Origin of the sequence: Pseudomonas sp. Sample_9 (genome assembly GCF_004307535.1) — a bacterium.
GTDB lineage: Bacteria > Pseudomonadota > Gammaproteobacteria > Pseudomonadales > Pseudomonadaceae > Aquipseudomonas > Aquipseudomonas mercuritolerans.
In genome coordinates, this window is record NZ_RAZO01000336.1 from 1 (window position 1) to 19,322 (window position 19,322).

A 19,322-nucleotide genomic window follows, 5' to 3' on the forward strand; every position below is an offset into this window, starting at 1 on the left:
CCCTGTTTGTCGCGGTGTGCTTCGGCTACTACTACACCGCGCTGAAACTCAGCGACCGCTTGATCAATACCCTGTACCTGCTGATGTTCTGGCTGGTGATCGAGGCCACCTTCGTGCGTGGTCTGAGCGTTGCCGCGCGGCGTCTGGCTTACCAGCGCGCGCTGGCCAAACGGCAGGCGGCAAAAGAGGCCGGCGACGGCGAAGCGGTGATCGAAGAGCCGACCCTGGACATCGAAAAGGTCAACGAACAGTCCCTGCGCCTGATCCGCCTGGCCCTGCTCGGCGGTTTCATCGCGGCGCTGTACTGGGTCTGGTCGGACCTGATTTCGGTGTTCTCGTATCTGGACAACATCACCCTCTACGAATACACCAGCGGCACCGGCGCCAACATGAGCATGGTGCCGATCAGCATCGGCGACATGCTCGGCGCGCTGATCATCATCGGCATCACCTTCGCGCTGGCGCGCAACTTGCCCGGTCTGCTCGAAGTGTTCGTACTGTCCAAGCTCAACCTGGCCCAGGGCAGCGCTTATGCGACAACCACGCTGCTGTCCTACGTGATTGCCGGCGTAGGTTTCGTCACCACCCTGTCGACCCTCGGCGTCAGCTGGGACAAGTTACAGTGGCTGGTGGCGGCGCTGTCGGTGGGCCTCGGTTTCGGTATGCAGGAGATCTTCGCCAACTTCATCTCCGGCATCATGATCCTCTTCGAACGCCCGGTGCGGATCGGTGACACCATCACCATCGGCAACCTCTCGGGCACGGTGAGCAAGATCCGCATCCGCGCCACGACCATCACGGATTTTGACCGCAAGGACATCATTGTCCCGAACAAGACGTTCATCACCGGGCAACTGATCAACTGGTCGCTGACCGACACCATCACCCGCGTCACGTTGAAACTGGGCGTCGATTACGGCTCGGATCTGGATCTGGTCAAGGAACTGCTGCTCAAAGCGGCTCGGGAAAACCCGCGCGTGCTCAAGGAACCGGAGCCGCACGTGTACTTCCTCAACTTCGGCGAAAGCACCCTCGACCACGAACTGCGCATGCATGTGCGCGACCTCGGTGACCGCAACCCGGTGCTGGATGAGGTCAACCGCTTCATCAACCGCGAGTTCAAGAAGCAGCACATCAACATCTCGTTCCGGCAGATGGAGGTCTATCTGAAGAACCTGCATGGCCAAGAATACAAGATGGTGCCTGTGGAACCGGAGAACAAAACCATCGTGCCGATCGTCGACGGGCAGAAACCGTTGCCGGAACCGCCAACGAGCAAACTCGACTAACCGACATGGTCCCAGCAGAATGCTCGGACATTCTGCTGGAGCCGGCCCGTGAAAGCCCTCGACGAACTGACTTTCGACAATCGCTTCGCCCGCCTGGGCGACGCGTTCTCCGCGCACGTGCTGCCCGAGCCGATCGACAATCCGCGCCTGGTGGTCGCCAGTCCGGCCGCCCTGGCTCTGTTGGATCTTGATCCGGCCAGCGCTGAAACCGAAGAATTCGCGCAACTGTTCGGTGGCCACAAGCTGTGGGCCGACGCCGAACCACGGGCGATGGTGTATTCCGGGCATCAGTTCGGCGGCTACACCCCGCAACTGGGTGACGGTCGCGGTCTGCTGCTGGGCGAGGTGGACAACAACGCTGGTGAGCACTGGGACCTGCACCTCAAGGGCGCCGGGCAAACGCCCTTTTCGCGCATGGGCGATGGTCGCGCGGTGCTGCGCTCATCGATTCGCGAATTTCTCGCCTCCGAGGCGTTGTTTGCGCTGAACATTCCATCTTCGCGCGCCGCCTGCGTGATCGGCTCCGATACGCCGGTCTGGCGGGAAAAACAGGAACGCGCGGCAATGGTGCTGCGTCTGGCACCGAGCCATATCCGCTTCGGCCACTTCGAATATTTCTACTACACCAAGCGCCCCGAGCAGCAGAAGCAACTTGGTGAGCATGTGCTGGCGATGCACTTTCCCGAATGCCTGGAACAACCGGAACCGTATCTGGCGATGTTCCGCGAGATCGTCGAGCGCAACGCCGAGCTGATCGCCAAGTGGCAGGCTTATGGCTTCTGCCACGGCGTGATGAACACCGACAACATGTCGATCCTCGGCATCACCTTCGACTTCGGCCCGTTCGCCTTCCTCGATGACTTCGACGCGCATTTCATCTGCAACCACTCCGACGATCAGGGCCGCTACTCGTTCAGCAATCAGGTGCCGGTGGGGCAGTGGAACCTCAGCGCGCTCGCCCAGGCACTGACGCCGTTCATCAGCGTCGAGGCCCTGCGCGAAACCCTTGGCTTGTACCTGCCGCTGTTCCAGGCGCACTACCTCGACCTGATGCGCCGCCGCTTCGGCTTCACCACCGCCGAGGACGACGATCAGCAACTGCTGGAAAACCTGCTGCAACTGATGCAGAACAGCGGCGTCGACTACACGCTGTTCTTCCGCCGCCTCGGTGAAAAGTCAGCCGAACAGGCCATCGCTCGCCTGCGCGATGACTTCGTCGATATCAAGGGTTTCGATGCCTGGGGCGAACGCTACATCGCCCGGGTGGCCCGCGACGGCAGCGCCGATCAGGCACAACGCCGCGCACGAATGCATGCAGTCAATCCGCTGTACATCCTGCGCAATTACCTTGCGCAAAAAGCTATCGATGCGGCCGAGCAAGGCGATTATTCCGAAGTGCGCCGGCTGCATGCGGTGCTGAGCAAACCGTTTGAGGAGCAGCCGGGGATGGAGGGTTACGCCGAGCGGCCACCGGAGTGGGGAAAGCATTTGGAGATCAGTTGTTCTTCGTAGGCGCTTCAGCTTAGCGGGTCGATTGCACTGATTACACGGTCGACGATGTCAGACATTGTCACATCATCCAGTCGCTCGATGAATTTGGCCGTGCCGTCTCGTACCCGTTGTTCTATGTCAAAACTGCGAACCTGATTACACACCGCTACACCATTAGTTTCGTGGCCAGTAATGGCGACCGCCAAACCCATATTCCGGCTGAAATTCCCACCGCTAGTAACAGGCACCGTCATGCTCACGCCCAATGCGTTGATCTCTCTGGGCGTAATCACCACAAAGCGATGTCTGTTCATCATCTCCCGCCCCGCCACTGGGTTTGGATCAATCCAGTAAACGTCACCCCGCTGAGGGGGCTGTCGGCGCACCATCAACCCAGCTCCCGGCCGACAGAATCACCTTCAAGAGTCTCGCTAGTCTGGGCGTTAAGTTTCTGCAATTCTTCTGCGCCTTCGAGTAGCTCTGACAAACTATAACGCTTACGCGTAGCGGCTACGGCTGGACGAGCAATCAGTTCGCCATCGACCACATTCAGCTCTAGCTGTGCGCCAACCTCCAGATGCAACAACTTTAAAAGCGTGGGCGGAATCGTAATGACGGCAGCGCCGCCTTGGCGGCGTATCTTGGAAGTTACGGACATTATGTCGCTCCGATTTGATGCATAGGAATCATCGATTCCTGGATTAGTGCAACAAAAGTAGCACGCAGATACAGACAAAGCGATCTCCTCACGACAAGCGTAAAACGCCGAATTGGTCTTCAGACTAGCCATCGATCCCGGAACGGTTTTGAGAAAAATGTGAGCAGTTGCGACATTGATAAGTTGGCAGATCGACTCCAAATCAGTTCTATAGACTGCCTATCAGAGAACCAATCATGACCACCCCACTCCTCATCCCCTGCCCCTCCTGCAACGGCGTCAACCGCATTCCAGCCGAGCGTCTCGCCGATCAACCCAAGTGCGGACGCTGCAAATCTGCGGTACTGCTGAGCAAGCCTTTCGAACTCAAGCAAGGCGATTACGCCAGTCAGATCAAGGGCGATCTGCCGTTACTGGTGGATGTGTGGGCGGACTGGTGCGGGCCGTGCAAGTCGTTTGCGCCGGTGTTCGAACAGGCTGCGGCGCAGCTGGCGGGCAAGTGTCGGCTGGCCAAGCTCGACAGCGAAGCGAATCAGCAGTTGTCGGCGCAGTTGGGGATTCGCTCGATTCCGAGTCTGATTCTGTTTAAAAACGGCAGGGAAGTGGCGCGGCAAAGCGGTGCATTTCCATTGCCGCAGTTGATGGCGTGGTTGCGTAGCCAAGGCATCTGACCCAACACAGACCACCCTGTGGGAGCGAGCCTGCTCGCGAAGGCGGTCGATCATTCAGCGCCGATGGTGAATGTGCCGGCCTCTTCGCGAGCAGGCTCGCTCCCACAGGATTTGCGTGTGAGTCGGGGTATCAGTGGTCTTCCAGCAGGTTGTGCAGTTCCACAAACTGCTGCGTCAGCTTGTGCCGTGGATCGAGATGGATCAGCGGCATGCTGGCCTGGTGCGACTCGCGCATGCGCACCGAACTGCTCAGGTACACCGGCAACACCGGCAAGCCTTCGGCGATCAACTCATCGAGCATCTGCTGCGGCAGGCTGGCCCGGGCCTGAAACTGATTGACCACGATGCCTTCCACTTCCAGGCCTTCGTTATGGTCGTCCTTCAACTCTTCGATCTCGGCAATCAGCCCGTACAGGGCCTGACGCGAGAAGCTGTCGCAGTCGAAGGGAATCAGCACGCGATCCGCCGCAATCAGCGCCGACACCGCGTAGAAGTTCAGTGCCGGCGGGGTATCCAGATAAATCCGGTCGTAGTCCTCGGACAATTCGTCCAACAACTTGCGCAGCTTGTTGATCTTGTGTTTAGCCTCGAGCTTGGGCTGCAGGTCGGCCAGTTCGGCAGTGGCGGTAATGATGTGCAGGTTGTCGAACGGGGTTTCGTAGATGTCCGCCTGATTCTTTTTCGAGAACGGCCCGGACGACAGGGTCTGTTTGAAGAAATCGGCGATGCCCATAGGAATGTCGTCGCCGGTGAGCCCGGTCAGGTACTGGGTGGAATTGGCCTGGGCATCGAGGTCGACCAACAACGTGCGATAACCCTCGCTGGCGCTGACCGCCGCCAGATTGCAGGCGATGCTGGACTTGCCCACGCCACCTTTCTGATTGAACACCACGCGCCGCATGACCAAACCTCCGTGTATCAAAGAATGACCGAGTGTAGTTGGCGGTGGCCGCGCTTCGCTACCTTCACGGACATGGACTACGTCGTCAGGTGTAAAAATCGACGCCCAGACATGGAAAAAACCGCCAGCCATCCCAGAGACACCTGACAGACACGCCGCGTCAAATCTGGATAATGGCCAAGTGATAGCCATGCAGCGAACCGCTCGGTACATTTTGTTGGGCAAAATGTAACCAACATTTGCTACACACCCGTCGCACCGGGATAATGCGCGCCACCCGGCGCCCTGCGCCAAGCCAAGCCTGCTGCGGCGCTGGCGACTCAACGCGTCAACGAAAGCCCGCAGGGGCGGGATGAATGTCCGTGATCAACTTCAACATCGCCCAATGGCGCGCGTGGGCCCCGGGGCTCGACAGCGTGGACGCCTGGCAGGCCTGGAGCCGACAACCGGTCGTGCTGCAGAGCAGTGATGCCGCGCCCGATGTGTCGTTTCTGCCGGCCATGCAACGCCGTCGCCTCAGCCGCCTGGCGCGGATGGCCTTCAGCGTTGGCTGGCCACTGGCCGACGGACGGGAAAGTCTGCCGCTGGTGTTCGTCTCGCGGCACGGGGAAACCCCGCGCACGTTTGAAATCCTCCGCGACCTGGCCACCGAACAGCCCTTGTCGCCGACCCAGTTCAGCCTCTCGGTGCACAACGCGATCATCGGCCTGTGGTCGATCATGCGCGGTGAAACCAGCGAAATGACCGCCCTCGCTGCGGCTGGCGATGGCCTTGAACATGGCATGCTCGAAGCAGCCGCACTGCTCGAAGAAGGCGCCCCAGCGGTGTTGCTGGTGATCACCGAAGAACAACCGCCCGAGGCCTATTCGCAGTGGGTCGACGACGTGCCGTTCCCTTACGCGCTGGGTTTATTGCTCACGCCCGGTACCGACTGGCGGCTGACCCTGAACAGCAGCACCGAAACCCGGTCCAAGGCGCACTGGCCGCACGCGCTCAACCTGCTGCGAACCCTGCTGGGCCAGCAACCTGACTGCCAACATGCGTGGAAAAATCGTGTATGGACCTGGCATCGCAACCCGTGACCGCCAAACACCGCGACGCCTACTACTGGCGCCTGCTGGCCACTGCTGCGAGCTTCGCCTTGTTCGGGCTCGGCGGGCTGTGTCTGCGCCTGCTGGTATTTCCGCTGCTCGGCTGCCTGCCCGGTGACGCGCTGGTCCATCGCCTGCGCGCGCGGCGTACGGTCAGCCGACTGTTCTGGTTTTTCGTGCGCTTCATGGCCCGCACCGGCGTGCTCACCTACGACATCGAGGGCGCCGAACGCCTCGGCCGGCCGGGGCAGATGATCATCGCCAATCACCCGTCGCTGATCGATGTGGTGTTTCTCATCGGTCTGGTGCGCCACGCCAATTGCGTGGTGAAGAAAACCCTCTGGGAAAACCCGTTTACCCGTGGCCCGCTGCGCCGCACCGAATACATCAGCAACGACGGCAGCATGGACATGCTCGACGCCGCCGCGCAGTCGTTGCAGGACGGCCAGACCCTGATCATCTTCCCCGAGGGCACGCGCACCCAGCCGGGGCAGGCGCCGGCCTTTCATCGGGGGGCGGCGGCGATTGCCCTGCGCGGTGCGAAAATCGTTACGCCGGTGATCATCAAGGTCAGCCCGACCACCCTGACCAAAGCCGAGCCGTGGTATCGCATCCCCCATCGCCGCGTGCACTTCAGTTTTCGCGTGGGGGCCGATATAGACCCACAGACCTTCGCCGCGCAAGGCCCCGCACCGCAGGCCTCGCGCAAGCTCAACGATTATTTGCATGACTATTTCATTAAGGAGCTCGCCGCAGATGAGCGAACTGAACAGCCCTAGCCTGGTGCGTGACATCAAACTGCTGATCATCGACGCCTTGGGTCTCGAAGACATCAGCCCCGAGGACATCGGCGACGAGCAGACATTGTTCGGCGAAGGCCTCGGCCTGGACTCTGTGGACGCGCTGGAACTGGGTCTGGCGATCCAGAAAAAATACGGCATCAAGATCGACGCCGATGCCAAAGACACCCGCAACCATTTCACCAACGTGGCCAGCCTTGCGGCATTCGTCACGGCAAAACAGGCAGCTTGAGAACGGACCATGCAAACTCGTGACGATATCTTCAACACCCTGCGCGATGCCCTGGTCGAGCTGTTCGAACTGGATCCGGCTCGTGTAAGCATGGACGCCAATCTGTATCAGGATCTGGAAATCGACAGCATCGATGCGGTCGACCTGATCGATCACATCAAACGCCAGACCGGCAAGAAAATCGCCGCCGAAGAGTTCAAATCGGTGCGCACCGTCGGTGACGTGGTCGAGGCGGTGTTCCGTCTGGTTCAACCGGCCGCATGAGCCGACTGATCGGCCTGGGCCTGCTGCTGGCCGGTCTGCTGTACCCCTTTGCGGTGTATTTCGGCATGGAGCATTTCGCCCCGTGGCAATTTGCACTGCTGCTGGGCAGCCTGTGGCTGGCGCGCGCCCTGACCGGCGAGCGCAAGCCCGGCAGCCTGTGGATGGCCTGCGTGGCGATGGTGTTCTGCCTGCTGCTGGCGGTGTTCGACAGCCCGCAGCTGCTGCGCTGGTACCCGGTGCTGATCAGCGCGTTCATGCTGGTGCTGTTCGGCGCCAGCCTGAAATACGGCCCGCCGATGGTCGAGCGTCTGGCGCGCTTGCGTGAGCCGGAGCTGCCGGACGTCGCCATTCGCTACACACGCAAGGTCACGCTGGCCTGGAGCGTGTTTTTCTTCTGCAACGGTTTGTGCGCCGCCCTCCTCACCCTGTGGGCGCCGCTGGATTGGTGGATGTTGTACACCGGCCTGATCTCCTACGGATTGATCGGCCTGATGTTTGCCATTGAATGGCTGATACGACAACGGGTAAGAGGCCGTACATGAATTGGATAAAACTTGAGCAGCTGTTGCTCAAGGCACTGCCGGCACGGGCGATCTGCCAGGCGCCGGCACTCGATCACACGCAACTGCGAGCGCAGGCCTTGAGCGTCGCCGCGGGTCTGCAAAGCCGAGGCGTGAAAAGGCTGGCCGTGCATCTGGAAGATGCCGCCGACCTCGCCATCGCCCTGCTCGGTGCCTGGCGTGCCGGCGTCAGCGTGTTGCTGCCGGCGGATCTGCAAGCGCAGACGCGTCAGCGCTGGTCGCAGCAAGTCGATCTATGGCTGACCGATCAACCCGGCGACGCCCGGTTGAACGACTTCACTCAGCCCGGCCTGCCCGGCGCAGAGCTGGATCTCGATCAATCCCGACTGAGCCTGTGCACCTCCGGCTCCAGCGGCGAACCCAAGCGCATCGACAAGACCCTGCGCCAATTGGCCAACGAGGTCGAAGCGCTGGAACAGTTATGGGGCGCTGACCTCGGTGAAGCCTGCATCATCGGCAGTGTCGCCACGCAACACATCTATGGCCTGCTGTTTCGCGTGTTGTGGCCCTTGTGCGCCGGGCGCCCGTTCGTGCGCCGGCAACTGGCGTTCTCCGAAGACTTGCAGCGCGCCAGCCGCGAATACCCCGCCTTCGCCTGGGTCGCCAGCCCGGCGCTGCTCAAGCGCATGGGCGACAACCTCGACTGGCAAGCCCTGAGCGCGGTGCGCCGGGTGTTTTCCTCCGGGGGCGCGTTGCCGTCGGAAGCGGCGCAAAGCCTGCACCAGCGCTTGCAACAATGGCCGACAGAAATCCTCGGCAGCTCGGAAACCGGCGGCATTGCCTGGCGTCAAGGCGAGTCGTTGTGGCAGCCGTTTGCTGGCGTCGAACTGAGCCAGGACAGCGACGGCGCCCTGCTGATCGCCTCGCCTTACCTGCCTGCCGGCCATGTCGAACACAGCGCTGACGCCGCGCGCATCGCCGCCGATGGTCGTTTTGAACTGTTGGGGCGACTGGACCGCATCGTCAAACTGGAAGAAAAACGCATCTCGCTGCCGATGCTCGAGCAGGCCTTGGCAGCCCATGACTGGGTCGCCGAGGCGCGCCTCGGTGTGGTCCAGGAAAACCGCGCTTCGCTCGGTGCGCTGCTGGTGCTCAGCGAATCGGGCCTGTTCGCCCTGCGCGAGCACGGCCGCCGTGGCCTGACCGAAACCCTGCGCAAACATCTGAGCCAACATTGCGAAGCCCTCGCCCTGCCCCGACGGTGGCGCCTGCTGCGGCAAATGCCGTTGAACAGCCAGGGCAAACTGGCGCAAGCCGACGTCGAAGCGCTGCTGCTGGCCGCACGGCCGAAAGCCCCCGAAGTGCTGGAGCAAAGCGAAAGCGACGGCGAGTGGAGCCTGCAACTCAGCGTGCCGCCGGATCTGGCCTACTTCAGCGGACACTTTCCCAAGGCACCGGTGTTGCCCGGTGTGGTGCAGGTGGAATGGGCGCTGAATCTGGGTCGGCAGTTGCTGAAGCTGGACGGCGCGTTTGCCGGAATGGAAGTGCTGAAATTCCAGCAACTGGTGCGCCCGGGTGATGAAATCCAGCTGCATCTGCGTTTCGATGCCGAGCGCGGCAAGTTGTATTTCGCTTATCGCAATGACACGGCGACGTGTTCCAGCGGACGCATTCTACTGGGGCCTGCCCATGCATAACCCCTGCGCCGTAATCCCGGTGTACAACCACGAAACCGCGATCACCACCGTGGTCGATGCCCTGCTTGCACAAGGTCTGCCGTGCATTCTGGTGGACGATGCCAGCGAGCCGTCCTGCGCACGGGTGCTCGACACTCTGGCCGAGCGCGACAGGGTTTTTCTGGTGCGCCTGACGGCCAATCAGGGCAAGGGCGGCGCGGTGATGACCGGTCTGCGTGAAGCCTCGCGTCTGGGCTACAGCCATGCCTTGCAGGTCGATGCCGACGGTCAGCACGATTTGCACGACGTCGCGCGCTTCGTCGGCGAATCCCGCGCCCATCCCGAGGCGATGATCTGCGGCTATCCGCTGTTTGACGAGAGCGTGCCGAAAGGACGTTTGTACGCGCGCTACCTGACCCACGTGATGGTGTGGATCAACACCCTGTCGTTGCAGATTCGCGATTCGATGTGCGGCTTCCGTGTCTATCCGCTGGCGCCGACTCTGGCGGTGATTGATTCGGCCAAGGTCGGCAAGCGCATGGATTTCGACTCGGACATTCTCGTCCGTCTGGCCTGGCGCAATCAGCCGATGCGCTGGCTGCAGACCAGCGTGCATTACCCGTTGGACGGTGTATCGCACTTTCGCCTGTTCCACGACAACGCGCTGATTTCCAGCATGCACACGCGGCTGTTCTTCGGCATGTTGCTGCGTTGGCCGCTGATCATCTGGCGACGGTGGAAGCCATGAGCGAAGAAGCTGACAAGAAGCACTGGGCCGACCGCGAAGAGCGCGGCAGCTTCCTGCTGATGAAATTTACCGCGTTCGCCGCCAAAGTCCTCGGCCGCCGCCTGCTCAGTCCGTTGCTGTACGGCATCGTGCTGTATTTTTTCCTCTTCGGCCGGATCGCCCGGCGCAGTGCCTGGCAGTACCAGCAGCGGCTGGCCGAGTGGAACCGGCGCGACGATCTGCGCCCGAGCCACTGGCGAGTGTTCGGCCAGTTCATGACCTTTGCCGATTCGCTGCTCGACAAGCTCGACGTGTGGAATGGCAAGCTGAGCATCGAGCAGATCGAAATCATCGACCCGGCGCTGCTGCGCAAGCAGTTGCGCGGCAGTCGCGGGCAACTGCTGGTCGGCGCGCATCTGGGCAATCTTGAAGTGTGCCGGGCGCTGGCGGAGATCGGCGAAAAGGTCACCATGAATGTGTTGGTGCACACCAAGCATGCCGAGCAATTCAACCGCTTGCTTGGCGAGGCCGGGGCGACCAATCTGCGCCTGATCCAGGTCAGCGAACTCGACCCGGTGATCATGCTGCAACTGCACGAACGGCTGGAACGCGGCGAGTGGCTGGCGATTGCCGGTGACCGCGTGCCACTGCACGGCGGGCGCAGCGTGACGGTGGATTTTCTCGGCCATCCGGCGCCATTTCCGCAAGGCCCGTGGTTGCTGGCCGGCCTGCTCAAGTGCCCGGTCAATCTGCTGATGTGCCTCAAGCAACCCGACGGCCACTATCGCCTGACCCTCGAACCGTTCGCCGACGCGGTGGTGTGGACGCGCCGCGAGCGCGAGCAGGTCATTCATCAGTGGGCCACCCGCTACGCGCAGCGCCTGAGTCACTATTGCCTCGAAGCCCCGCAGCAATGGTTCAACTTTTACCCATTCTGGAAGACCGATGACGACGCCAACCCATGAGCCGGTAACCTTCGGCGAACGCCCTTTGCGCATCGAAGACGTGCTGGCCCTGGCCAACCGTCAGGCGCCCGTGCAGTTGCAGGCTGACGCCGACTATCGCGAGCGCATCGCCAAGGGCGCGCGGTTTCTCGATTCGCTGCTGGACAAGGAAGGCGTGATCTACGGCGTCACCACTGGTTATGGCGATTCCTGCGTGGTCGCGGTGCCGCTGCATCACGTCGAGGCGCTGCCGCGTCATCTCTACACTTTTCATGGCTGCGGCCTGGGCAAACTGCTCGACGCGCAGGCAACCCGCGCGGTGCTGGCGGCGCGTTTGCAGTCGCTGTGTCACGGCGTCTCCGGGGTGCGCGTCGAACTGCTCGAGCGTCTGCATGCGTTTCTCGAATACGACATCCTGCCGTTGATTCCCGAAGAAGGTTCGGTGGGTGCCAGCGGCGATCTGACGCCGTTGTCCTATGTCGCCGCAACCCTGTCCGGCGAGCGCGAGGTGCTGTTCCGTGGCGAACGTCGTCAGGCTGCCGACGTGCATCGCGAGCTCGGCTGGACGCCGCTGGTGCTGCGCCCGAAAGAGGCGCTGGCGCTGATGAACGGCACAGCGGTGATGACCGGCCTCGCCTGCCTCGCCTTCGCTCGCGCCGATTATCTGCTGCAACTGGCCACGCGCATCACCGCGCTCAACGTTGTCGCGCTGCAAGGCAATCCGGAGCACTTCGACGAACGTCTGTTCGCCGCCAAGCCGCATCCGGGACAGATGCAGGTCGCCGCGTGGCTGCGCAAGGATCTGGCAATCGACGCGCCGACCGCGCCACTGCATCGTCTGCAGGATCGTTATTCGCTGCGTTGCGCGCCGCATGTGCTCGGCGTGTTGGCCGACAGCCTGAACTGGCTGCGCGGCTTCATCGAAACCGAGCTGAACAGCGCCAACGACAACCCGATCATCGACGCCGAAGCCGAGCGTGTTCTGCATGGTGGGCACTTCTACGGTGGCCACATTGCGTTCGCCATGGACAGCCTGAAAAACCTCGTGGCCAACGTCGCCGATCTACTCGATCGGCAACTGGCGTTGCTGGTCGACGAGCGCTACAACCACGGCTTGCCGAGCAACCTCTCCGGCGCCCCCGCCGATCGGGCGATGATCAACCACGGCTTCAAAGCCGTGCAGATCGGCACCAGCGCCTGGACCGCCGAAGCGCTGAAAAACACCATGCCGGCCAGCGTGTTCTCGCGCTCCACCGAATGCCACAACCAGGACAAGGTGAGCATGGGCACCATCGCCGCCCGTGATGCGATTCGCGTGCTGGAGCTGACCGAACAGGTCGCCGCCGCCACCCTGCTCGCCGCCAATCAGGGCGTGTGGCTGCGCGCTCAAGCCGCCGATGCGCGCCCGCTGCCGCCGGCACTGGCAGCGATGCACGAAGAACTCGGCAAAGACTTCCCGCCGGTCATCGAAGACCGCGCGCTGGAAGGCGAATTGCGCCTGTGCCTGCAACGCATCGCCGCGCAACACTGGAGGCTGCATGCGTAGTGCCGGAGTGCTTCACGCCGATACCGAAATTCTCGTGCCGTTTTTCGACGTCGACACCATGCACGTGGTCTGGCACGGCCATTACGTCAAATACCTCGAAGTGGCGCGCTGCGCGCTGCTGGACAAGATCGGCCACAACTACACGCACATGGTCGAGTCGGGTTACGCCTGGCCGATCATCGACCTGCAACTGCGCTACGTGCGCAGCGCAGTGTTCGGCCAACGGCTGAACGTGCGCGCCAGCCTGATCGAGTGGGAAAACCGTCTGAAGATCAATTACCTGATCACCGACCTGCAGACCGGCGAACGCCTGACCCGCGCAAGCTCTGTGCAAGTCGCTGTGGAAGTCAGCAGCCGCGAGATGCAACTGGCCTCACCAAAAGTCTTCACCGATGCCGTGGAAAGGATGCTGCGATGAATGTGTTGTTCAAAAGCCTTGGCGCGTTGGCGCTGCTGGCCGTGTCGTCATGGGCCAATGCCTTCGACCTGCAACAACTCAGTGAACAACTGGCGAAACCGGATGTTATCCACGGCCAGTTCACTCAGGAAAAACACCTGCGCGCCCTGCCGCAGCCACTGATCAGCAAGGGCAGCTTCGTCCTCGCCAAAAATCACGGCCTGCTGTGGCTGTTGAAAACTCCGCTGCAACAGGATTACCGCATCACCACCAAAGGCATCGCCCGCCGTGACAGCAACGGCTGGCAACTGCTGCCGAACAAGAGCGCCGGCGCCGAGCAGAACCGTTTGTTCCTCGCCGTGCTGCAAGGTGACAGCAGCGGTTTGCAGCGGGATTTCGAACTGGCCCTGAGCGGCACGGCGCAGCAGTGGCAACTGACCCTGACGCCGCGTTCGATGCTGCTCAAGCAAGTGTTCAAGCAGATCAATATCGATGGCGGCGCCCTTGTGCAAACCATCGAGCTGCTGGAAACCCAGGGCGACAGCACCCTGCTGCGCATGCAGGACAGCACGGCCGAGCAACCCCTGAGCGAAGCGGAGCAACATGACTTTGCCGAGTGAACGCAGGCTGCCCTGGCTGTTTCTGAGCCTGCTGCTGGCCGTCGTCGCGCTGGCTGCCTGGCAGTGGCGCGACGGTGCGCCGCTGTCGGCCAATCTCATGGAGCTGGTACCCGGGACCAGTCCAGACGCGCTGGAAGTGCGCGCCGAACAGCGCATGCAAGAACCGCTCAATCGCGAAATGCTGGTGCTGGTCGGTCACGCCGATCGCCAGCAAGCACTGAACATGGCCCGGCAACTGGGCGAACAATGGCAGGCCAGCGGTCTGTTCGAAACCGTGCAATGGAATCTGCAAGCCGACTTGCCGGCGCTGCGCAAGCAATTGCTGCAAGGGCGTTTGGCGATGCTCTCGGCGGATGATCGGCAGCTACTCAGCGAACATCCCGAGGTTTTCATTCAGCAGCGGGTGCAGGCGCTGTTCGATCCGTTCAACGGCTTTACCCTGGTGCCGAGCCAGGACGATTGGCTGGGCCTGACCGGACGCATCCAGAACAGCCAACCGAAACACGGCGCGGTGCAACTGGACATCGGCAGCGGCGCACTGGTCGCCGATGCCGACGGCAAGAGCTGGGTGATGCTGCGTGCGCGCACCACCGGCAACGCCTTCGACATGAACCTGCCGTTGCAAGTGGCAGAGCTGCTCAAGCACAGCCGCGAACAAGCGGCGCAAAGCGACGTGCAGTTGCTCGCCGCCAGTGGCCTGCTCTACGCCGCCAACGGCCAGCAACAAGCCACCCGCGAAATGACCTGGGTCGGCGGTGGCGCGACGGTCGGCATTCTGCTGTTGCTGCTGTTGGCGTTTCGCCGTTGGGGCGTGTTGCTGGCGTTCGTCCCGGTGCTGGTCGGCATGCTGTTCGGCGCGGTGGCCTGCGTGGCGCTGTTCGGTCACATGCATGTGATGACGCTGGTGCTCGGCTCGAGTCTGATCGGCGTTGCCGTCGATTACCCACTGCACTATCTGTCCAAGAGCTGGAGTCTCAAGCCCTGGCGCAGCTGGCCGGCCCTGCGCCTGACCTTGCCAGGCTTGACCCTGAGCCTGATCACCAGCGTCATCGGCTATCTGGCGCTGGCGTGGACGCCGTTCCCGGCATTGACGCAGATCGCCGTGTTCTCCGCTGCCGGCTTGCTCGGTGCCTATCTGTCGGCGGTCTGCCTGCTGCCGGCGCTGCTGAAAAATGTTCAACTGCGCCCGGCGCAATGGCCGCTGCGCCTGGCCGAACGCTTGATTCATCTGCGCGAAGCGCTGCTCGATTGCATTCGCACGCCCGTGCTGCTGGCCCTGCTGATCGCCTTCTGCGTCGGCGGCCTGATGCAGTTGCAGAGCAAGAACGACATCCGCCAATGGGTCGGCGCGCCGCAGCATCTGACCGACGAAGCGCAGACCATCGCGCGCATCACCGGGTATCAACCGACCAGCCAATTCTTCCTGATCCGTGCGGCCAATCAGGAGCAATTGCTCGAGCGCCAGGCAGCGCTGAGCGAACGCCTGCAGCAACTGGTCAACCTCGACAAGCTGCAAGGCTTTCTCGCCCTCGATCAACTGGTCAGCGCGCCGAGCCAGCAACAGCAAGTGCGCGAATCACTGAACAAGCTGCCGTCGTTCTGGCAACCGCTGCTCGATCTCGGCGTGCCGGTGGCTGCGTTGCAAAATGAATTGCAGCAGTTGCAGACCCTGCCCGCCGAAGAAATCGACGCCGCGCTGGCCGGCCCGCTCGGTGAGCCGTATCGGACACTGTGGCTTGGACCGACTGAAGACGGCGTCGCAGCGATGACCAGTTTGCAGGGCTTGAACAATCCGTCGTTGTTGCGCGTGCAGGCGCTCGATTTGCCGGGGGTGGTGCTGGTCGATCGCCTCGGTGACCTGAACAAGGTGTTTGCCGCCACGCAAATCAGCGCCGCCGAACTGAAACTGGCCTCCTGCGTGTTGATCGTGCTGGTGCTGATGCTGCCGTTCGGCCTGACTGGCGCACTGCGCATCGTCGCCCTGCCACTGCTGGCGGCGCTGTGCAGTCTGGCCAGCCTTGGCTGGCTCGGTCAGCCACTGACCTTGTTCAGCGTGTTCGGCCTGTTGCTGGTGACGGCGATCAGCGTCGATTACGCAATCCTCATGCGCGAACAGGTGGGCGGCGCGGCGGTCAGTCTGCTCGGCACCTTGCTCGCCGCCGTCACCACGTGGCTATCGTTCGGCCTGCTGGCGGTCTCCAGTACGCCGGCGGTGAGCAATTTCGGCCTGTCGGTAAGCCTCGGCCTGGCGTTCAGCTTCATGCTCGCACCGTGGGCCGGGCGCCATGAACCGGTTGCGGAGCCAGCGACATGATGGTCTTCGGCTTCTGGTTGCTAACTATGGCGCTGTTTGCCCTGGCGACCCGGGTCGGCCGTCACTTCGGCCTGATTCCGATCGTCAGTCAGTTGCTGCTGGCGAGCTTCGGTTTGCCGTTGCTGATGTACTTCTGGATCGAACCGGGCTGGCAGCTCAGCGGCGCACAACTGATAGCTCCGGACTGGCTGAAAAACCTCTACAGCCTGAGTTTCGCCTTGCTGCTCGGGCACATTCTCAGCGATGTCATCGATCTGCGTCTGGATCGCCAGAGCGTAAAAATCGCTGTGCCGAGTTTCGCTGTGCCGTTCGCTTGCGGGCTGGCGGTTGCGTACTGGTTGCTGCCAGCGCAGCCGTGGCTCAATGCACTCGCCATCGGACTGGTCTTCGCGATTACGGCGATCCCGGTGTTGTACCTGTATCTGCGTCACATTGATTACCCGCCCACTGCCACGCGGCGGCTGGTGCAGACCGCGATCCTGATCGATCTGACCTGCTGGACGCTGTTCGGCCTCGCCCAGGGCAGTCTGCACTTGAGCAGCCTGTTGCTGCCTGTGGCCATGGCCGGCGTGCCACTGCTTTTGCACCTGCTGCGCGTGCGTCGCCCGCTGACCTACAGCCTCGGCTTCTTCGCCCTGCTGGTCATGGCCGAGCATTACAAACTCAACGCGCTGATTTTCGGCATCGGCTATCTGCTGTGCATGGCGCTGCTGAAAGTGCCGTTGGTGCTGCCATTGCCGGCACGCTGGATGAGCCGCTTGCAGACGTGGATCGCGATCCCGCTGATCCTCACCTTCGGCATCGTCCAGATCGACGTGCACAGCGCCCTCGCCAGCCTAGACGCCGGGCAGTGGGCGGCGCTGCTGCTGTTGCCGATTGTCAGTAAACTGCTGGGCAACTGGCTCGGCCTCGGTTGGGCGGGCGCCTCGTTCGCTGGCGCCAGCCGCTGGCGCGAAAGCGTGCTGCTGAACATTCGCGGCCTGAGCGAAATCGTCTTTCTCAATCTGCTATTGCAACAACAGCTCATCACCCCGGCGCTGTATTTCGCGCTGATGCTGATGGGCCTGATCGCGACGCTGCTGCCGGCCCTGATCGGCCTGCATCGCGCGCCCCTGAATCTGAACAGTCCCTTGCCCCGGAGCTCACGTGCCAATCGTTGAAATGGAATCCCGTCAGGTCGTGATCATCGGTGCCGGCCCGTCCGGCGCAATCGCCGCAGCCCTGCTCAAGTGCAAGGGCCACGATGTGCTGGTGCTCGAGCGCCAGCACTTCCCACGCTTCTCCATTGGCGAAAGCCTGCTCAGCCACTGCCTGGATTTCGTCGAAGAAGCCGGCATGCTCGACGCCGTCAACGCCGCCGGTTTCCAGCGCAAGACCGGCGCGGCGTTTGCCTGGGGCGAGCGCTACAGCGCTTTCGATTTTGGCGACACTTTCACCGCCGGCAAGCCGACCACGTTCCAGGTGCAGCGCGCCGATTTCGACAAGTTGCTGGCCGATCAAGCGGCACTGCAAGGCGCGGAAATCCGCTATGGCGATGCGATCGTCAGCGTCGATTTCGATCACGCGAAACCATTCCTTGATGTGCGTCGCGAAGACGGCAGCGAGTACCGCGTCGAAGCCGATTTCGTCCTGGACGCCAGCGGCTACGGCCGCGTGCTGTCGCGCTTGCTCGACCTCGAAGCACCTTCGAATTTCCCGGTGCGCCAGGCGGTGTTCACCCACGTTGAAGATCACATCGACAATCCGGCGTTCGACCGCGAAAAGATCCTTGTCACCACCCATCCCGAGCATCGCGATGTATGGTTCTGGACCATCCCGTTCAGCAACGGCCGGTGCTCGGTGGGCGTGGTCGCAGCTGAGGAACATTTCCGGGGCCGCGACAGCGACCTGGATGCCTGCCTGCGCAGTTTTATCGCCGAGACGCCAAGCCTCGCCGGGGTTCTGAACAACGCGGTCTGGGACACCCCGGCGCGCTCCCTCGGCGGTTACGCGGCCAACGTGAAAACCCTGCATGGCCCGGGCTTCGCGCTTCTGGGCAACGCCGCAGAATTCCTCGACCCGGTGTTCTCCTCCGGCGTGACCATCGCCATGCGTTCGGCGAGCATGGCCGCTGGTGTGCTGCACCGTCAGTTGCAGGGTGAAACGGTGGACTGGCAAAGCGAATTTGCCGAGCCGTTGAAACGCGGCGTCGATACCTTCCGCTGCTACGTCGAAGGCTGGTACGCCGGCACCTTCCAGGACGTGATTTTCTACGAGGACAGCCAGGCGGAGATTCGCCGGATGATCTGCTCGATCCTCGCCGGTTATGCCTGGGACGAGCGCAACCCGTTCGTTAGCGAAGCGCGGCGCCGGCTGAAGATGATTTCCCAACTCTGCGCGCAGGACACCCCATGAATTACCTGAGCGACAGTTACGTCGAGGAAACCCGCTTCGGTCTCTGGTTCCTGCGCAGCCACACCTGGCAGCACCATGTGCTGCGCGTGGCGATCAACGATTTGCGTGGATTATTCAGTGAAGCGCTGCCGGAACACCCGGTGCTGCTGGACGCCGGTTGCGGTCAGGGCAAGTCCTTCGGCCACCTGCGCCAGACCTTCGCCCCGCAGCGCCTGATCGGCGTCGACGCCGACCCGCACAGCCTGCAACTCAGCGCCGAAGAGGCCACGCGCCTGGGCATGCCAGTCGAGTTGATCGGCAGCGATTGCGCCACGCTCAACGTCGCCGATGCCAGCGTCGACCTGCTGTTCTGTCACCAGACCTTCCACCACTTGGTCGAGCAGGAAAAGGCCTTGGCCGAGTTCTATCGGGTGCTCAAGCCGGGCGGCTATCTGCTGTTCGCCGAGTCCACCGAGGCTTACATTGATACCTGGGTGATTCGCTGGCTGTTCCGCCATCCGATGCACGTACAGAAGAGCGCCGCCGGCTATCTGCAGATGATCCGCGAGCAGGGTTTCGAGTTTGCCGAGCGCAATGTCTCCTATCCGTATCTGTGGTGGAGCCGGTCGAAGGATTTTGGATTGCTGGAGCGGCTGGGGTTGAGCAAACCCAAGCCATTCGGTGAGCGTGAAGAAACGCTGGTGAATGTCGTCGCGCGCAAGCCATTGCAGGAATCTGTCTGATGTACGGCTATCGATCTGAACACCTGAAACCCTGTGGGAGCGAGCCTGCTCGCGAAAGCGGTGT

At 62.2% G+C, this 19,322-nt stretch carries 21 protein-coding genes; 18 read left to right on the forward strand and 3 right to left on the reverse strand.

All coding sequences use genetic code 11. The features are described from left to right. On the forward strand, positions 1 to 1,289 hold a 1,289-nt coding region (locus D6877_RS18920), incomplete at its 5' end, for a mechanosensitive ion channel domain-containing protein (protein ID WP_130911752.1). 48 nt (positions 1,290 to 1,337) lie between these two features. After that, positions 1,338 to 2,801 carry a protein adenylyltransferase SelO gene (selO, locus tag D6877_RS18925; protein ID WP_130911753.1) on the forward strand — a complete coding sequence of 488 codons (1,464 nt, stop codon included), beginning with the start codon at positions 1,338 to 1,340 and terminating at the stop codon, positions 2,799 to 2,801. A gap of 5 nt (positions 2,802 to 2,806) precedes the next feature. Here selO and D6877_RS18930 read toward each other — a convergent pair whose 3' ends face one another. Beyond that, positions 2,807 to 3,169: a type II toxin-antitoxin system PemK/MazF family toxin gene (locus D6877_RS18930; protein ID WP_041477600.1), complete on the reverse strand. Its 363-nt coding sequence runs from the start codon at positions 3,167 to 3,169 to the stop codon at positions 2,807 to 2,809. Continuing rightward, positions 3,169 to 3,438 (reverse strand): hypothetical protein, encoded by a 270-nt coding sequence (locus D6877_RS18935; protein ID WP_008077592.1) that lies wholly within the window; start codon positions 3,436 to 3,438, stop codon positions 3,169 to 3,171. The genes D6877_RS18930 and D6877_RS18935 overlap by 1 nt, the downstream gene beginning before the upstream one ends. 236 nt (positions 3,439 to 3,674) lie before the next feature. On the opposite strand from D6877_RS18935, the gene trxC reads away from it, so the two are divergent. Continuing rightward, the gene (gene trxC / locus D6877_RS18940; protein ID WP_130911754.1) at positions 3,675 to 4,109 is read left to right on the forward strand and encodes a thioredoxin TrxC; all 435 of its coding nucleotides are present in this window, start codon (positions 3,675 to 3,677) and stop codon (positions 4,107 to 4,109) included. 130 nt (positions 4,110 to 4,239) lie between these two features. On the opposite strand, the gene D6877_RS18950 is transcribed toward trxC, so the two are convergent. Beyond that, the gene (locus D6877_RS18950; RefSeq protein ID WP_024011296.1) at positions 4,240 to 5,010 is read right to left on the reverse strand and encodes a ParA family protein; all 771 of its coding nucleotides are present in this window, start codon (positions 5,008 to 5,010) and stop codon (positions 4,240 to 4,242) included. A 356-nt stretch (positions 5,011 to 5,366) separates the two neighbouring features. Here D6877_RS18950 and D6877_RS18955 point away from each other — a divergent pair, with 356 nt between their 5' ends. The 15 genes from D6877_RS18955 to D6877_RS19025 are packed head-to-tail and all read left to right on the forward strand — an operon-like array spanning position 5,367 to position 19,258. Beyond that, the gene (locus D6877_RS18955) at positions 5,367 to 6,092 is read left to right on the forward strand and encodes a beta-ketoacyl synthase chain length factor (protein ID WP_130911755.1); all 726 of its coding nucleotides are present in this window, start codon (positions 5,367 to 5,369) and stop codon (positions 6,090 to 6,092) included. Continuing rightward, a complete protein-coding gene (locus tag D6877_RS18960) occupies positions 6,068 to 6,880 on the forward strand; it encodes a lysophospholipid acyltransferase family protein (RefSeq protein ID WP_130911756.1) in 813 nt (270 codons plus the stop codon). The genes D6877_RS18955 and D6877_RS18960 overlap by 25 nt, the downstream gene beginning before the upstream one ends. Next, the gene (locus tag D6877_RS18965; protein WP_130911757.1) at positions 6,858 to 7,133 is read left to right on the forward strand and encodes a phosphopantetheine-binding protein; all 276 of its coding nucleotides are present in this window, start codon (positions 6,858 to 6,860) and stop codon (positions 7,131 to 7,133) included. Before D6877_RS18960 ends, D6877_RS18965 begins: the two co-directional genes overlap by 23 nt. A gap of 9 nt (positions 7,134 to 7,142) precedes the next feature. After that, a complete protein-coding gene (locus D6877_RS18970) occupies positions 7,143 to 7,397 on the forward strand; it encodes an acyl carrier protein (RefSeq protein ID WP_016772026.1) in 255 nt (84 codons plus the stop codon). Then, complete coding sequence (locus D6877_RS18975; RefSeq protein WP_130911758.1) at positions 7,394 to 7,939, forward strand: hypothetical protein; 546 nt, start codon at positions 7,394 to 7,396, stop codon at positions 7,937 to 7,939. Before D6877_RS18970 ends, D6877_RS18975 begins: the two co-directional genes overlap by 4 nt. Next, entirely contained in the window at positions 7,936 to 9,615 is a 1,680-nt protein-coding gene (locus D6877_RS18980; RefSeq protein WP_130911759.1) for an acyl-CoA synthetase family protein, read from the forward strand. Before D6877_RS18975 ends, D6877_RS18980 begins: the two co-directional genes overlap by 4 nt. After that, positions 9,608 to 10,342, forward strand: a complete 735-nt coding sequence (locus D6877_RS18985) for a glycosyltransferase family 2 protein (RefSeq protein ID WP_130911760.1) — start codon at positions 9,608 to 9,610, stop codon at positions 10,340 to 10,342. The genes D6877_RS18980 and D6877_RS18985 overlap by 8 nt, the downstream gene beginning before the upstream one ends. After that, entirely contained in the window at positions 10,339 to 11,286 is a 948-nt protein-coding gene (locus tag D6877_RS18990) for a glycosyl transferase (RefSeq protein ID WP_130911761.1), read from the forward strand. Before D6877_RS18985 ends, D6877_RS18990 begins: the two co-directional genes overlap by 4 nt. Further along, the gene (locus D6877_RS18995; RefSeq protein ID WP_095181015.1) at positions 11,267 to 12,811 is read left to right on the forward strand and encodes an aromatic amino acid ammonia-lyase; all 1,545 of its coding nucleotides are present in this window, start codon (positions 11,267 to 11,269) and stop codon (positions 12,809 to 12,811) included. The genes D6877_RS18990 and D6877_RS18995 overlap by 20 nt, the downstream gene beginning before the upstream one ends. Further along, the gene (locus D6877_RS19000) at positions 12,804 to 13,229 is read left to right on the forward strand and encodes an acyl-CoA thioesterase (protein WP_130911762.1); all 426 of its coding nucleotides are present in this window, start codon (positions 12,804 to 12,806) and stop codon (positions 13,227 to 13,229) included. Before D6877_RS18995 ends, D6877_RS19000 begins: the two co-directional genes overlap by 8 nt. Then, on the forward strand, positions 13,226 to 13,828 hold the full coding sequence (locus tag D6877_RS19005; protein ID WP_130911763.1) for an outer membrane lipoprotein carrier protein LolA: 603 nt from the start codon (positions 13,226 to 13,228) through the stop codon (positions 13,826 to 13,828). The genes D6877_RS19000 and D6877_RS19005 overlap by 4 nt, the downstream gene beginning before the upstream one ends. Continuing rightward, on the forward strand, positions 13,812 to 16,142 hold the full coding sequence (locus D6877_RS19010; protein ID WP_130911764.1) for an MMPL family transporter: 2,331 nt from the start codon (positions 13,812 to 13,814) through the stop codon (positions 16,140 to 16,142). The genes D6877_RS19005 and D6877_RS19010 overlap by 17 nt, the downstream gene beginning before the upstream one ends. Then, positions 16,139 to 17,302, forward strand: coding sequence for a sodium:proton antiporter (locus D6877_RS19015; RefSeq protein WP_130911765.1), 1,164 nt, complete (start codon positions 16,139 to 16,141; stop codon positions 17,300 to 17,302). Before D6877_RS19010 ends, D6877_RS19015 begins: the two co-directional genes overlap by 4 nt. Then, complete coding sequence (locus D6877_RS19020; protein WP_130911766.1) at positions 17,289 to 18,536, forward strand: NAD(P)/FAD-dependent oxidoreductase; 1,248 nt, start codon at positions 17,289 to 17,291, stop codon at positions 18,534 to 18,536. The genes D6877_RS19015 and D6877_RS19020 overlap by 14 nt, the downstream gene beginning before the upstream one ends. After that, entirely contained in the window at positions 18,533 to 19,258 is a 726-nt protein-coding gene (locus D6877_RS19025; RefSeq protein ID WP_130911767.1) for a class I SAM-dependent methyltransferase, read from the forward strand. Before D6877_RS19020 ends, D6877_RS19025 begins: the two co-directional genes overlap by 4 nt. Positions 19,259 to 19,322: the final 64 nt, after the last annotated feature.

Coding starts and splice junctions, on each gene's coding strand:
- D6877_RS18930 (WP_041477600.1), bottom strand. CDS start 3,169: ATGGTGCGCCGACAGCCCCCTCAGCGGGGTGACGTTTACTGGATTGAT.
- D6877_RS18935 (WP_008077592.1), bottom strand. CDS start 3,438: ATGTCCGTAACTTCCAAGATACGCCGCCAAGGCGGCGCTGCCGTCATT.
- trxC (WP_130911754.1), top strand. CDS start 3,675: ATGACCACCCCACTCCTCATCCCCTGCCCCTCCTGCAACGGCGTCAAC.
- D6877_RS18950 (WP_024011296.1), bottom strand. CDS start 5,010: ATGCGGCGCGTGGTGTTCAATCAGAAAGGTGGCGTGGGCAAGTCCAGC.
- D6877_RS18955 (WP_130911755.1), top strand. CDS start 5,367: ATGTCCGTGATCAACTTCAACATCGCCCAATGGCGCGCGTGGGCCCCG.
- D6877_RS18960 (WP_130911756.1), top strand. CDS start 6,068: ATGGACCTGGCATCGCAACCCGTGACCGCCAAACACCGCGACGCCTAC.
- D6877_RS18965 (WP_130911757.1), top strand. CDS start 6,858: ATGAGCGAACTGAACAGCCCTAGCCTGGTGCGTGACATCAAACTGCTG.
- D6877_RS18970 (WP_016772026.1), top strand. CDS start 7,143: ATGCAAACTCGTGACGATATCTTCAACACCCTGCGCGATGCCCTGGTC.
- D6877_RS18975 (WP_130911758.1), top strand. CDS start 7,394: ATGAGCCGACTGATCGGCCTGGGCCTGCTGCTGGCCGGTCTGCTGTAC.
- D6877_RS18980 (WP_130911759.1), top strand. CDS start 7,936: ATGAATTGGATAAAACTTGAGCAGCTGTTGCTCAAGGCACTGCCGGCA.
- D6877_RS18985 (WP_130911760.1), top strand. CDS start 9,608: ATGCATAACCCCTGCGCCGTAATCCCGGTGTACAACCACGAAACCGCG.
- D6877_RS18990 (WP_130911761.1), top strand. CDS start 10,339: ATGAGCGAAGAAGCTGACAAGAAGCACTGGGCCGACCGCGAAGAGCGC.
- D6877_RS18995 (WP_095181015.1), top strand. CDS start 11,267: ATGACGACGCCAACCCATGAGCCGGTAACCTTCGGCGAACGCCCTTTG.
- D6877_RS19000 (WP_130911762.1), top strand. CDS start 12,804: ATGCGTAGTGCCGGAGTGCTTCACGCCGATACCGAAATTCTCGTGCCG.
- D6877_RS19005 (WP_130911763.1), top strand. CDS start 13,226: ATGAATGTGTTGTTCAAAAGCCTTGGCGCGTTGGCGCTGCTGGCCGTG.
- D6877_RS19010 (WP_130911764.1), top strand. CDS start 13,812: ATGACTTTGCCGAGTGAACGCAGGCTGCCCTGGCTGTTTCTGAGCCTG.
- D6877_RS19015 (WP_130911765.1), top strand. CDS start 16,139: ATGATGGTCTTCGGCTTCTGGTTGCTAACTATGGCGCTGTTTGCCCTG.
- D6877_RS19025 (WP_130911767.1), top strand. CDS start 18,533: ATGAATTACCTGAGCGACAGTTACGTCGAGGAAACCCGCTTCGGTCTC.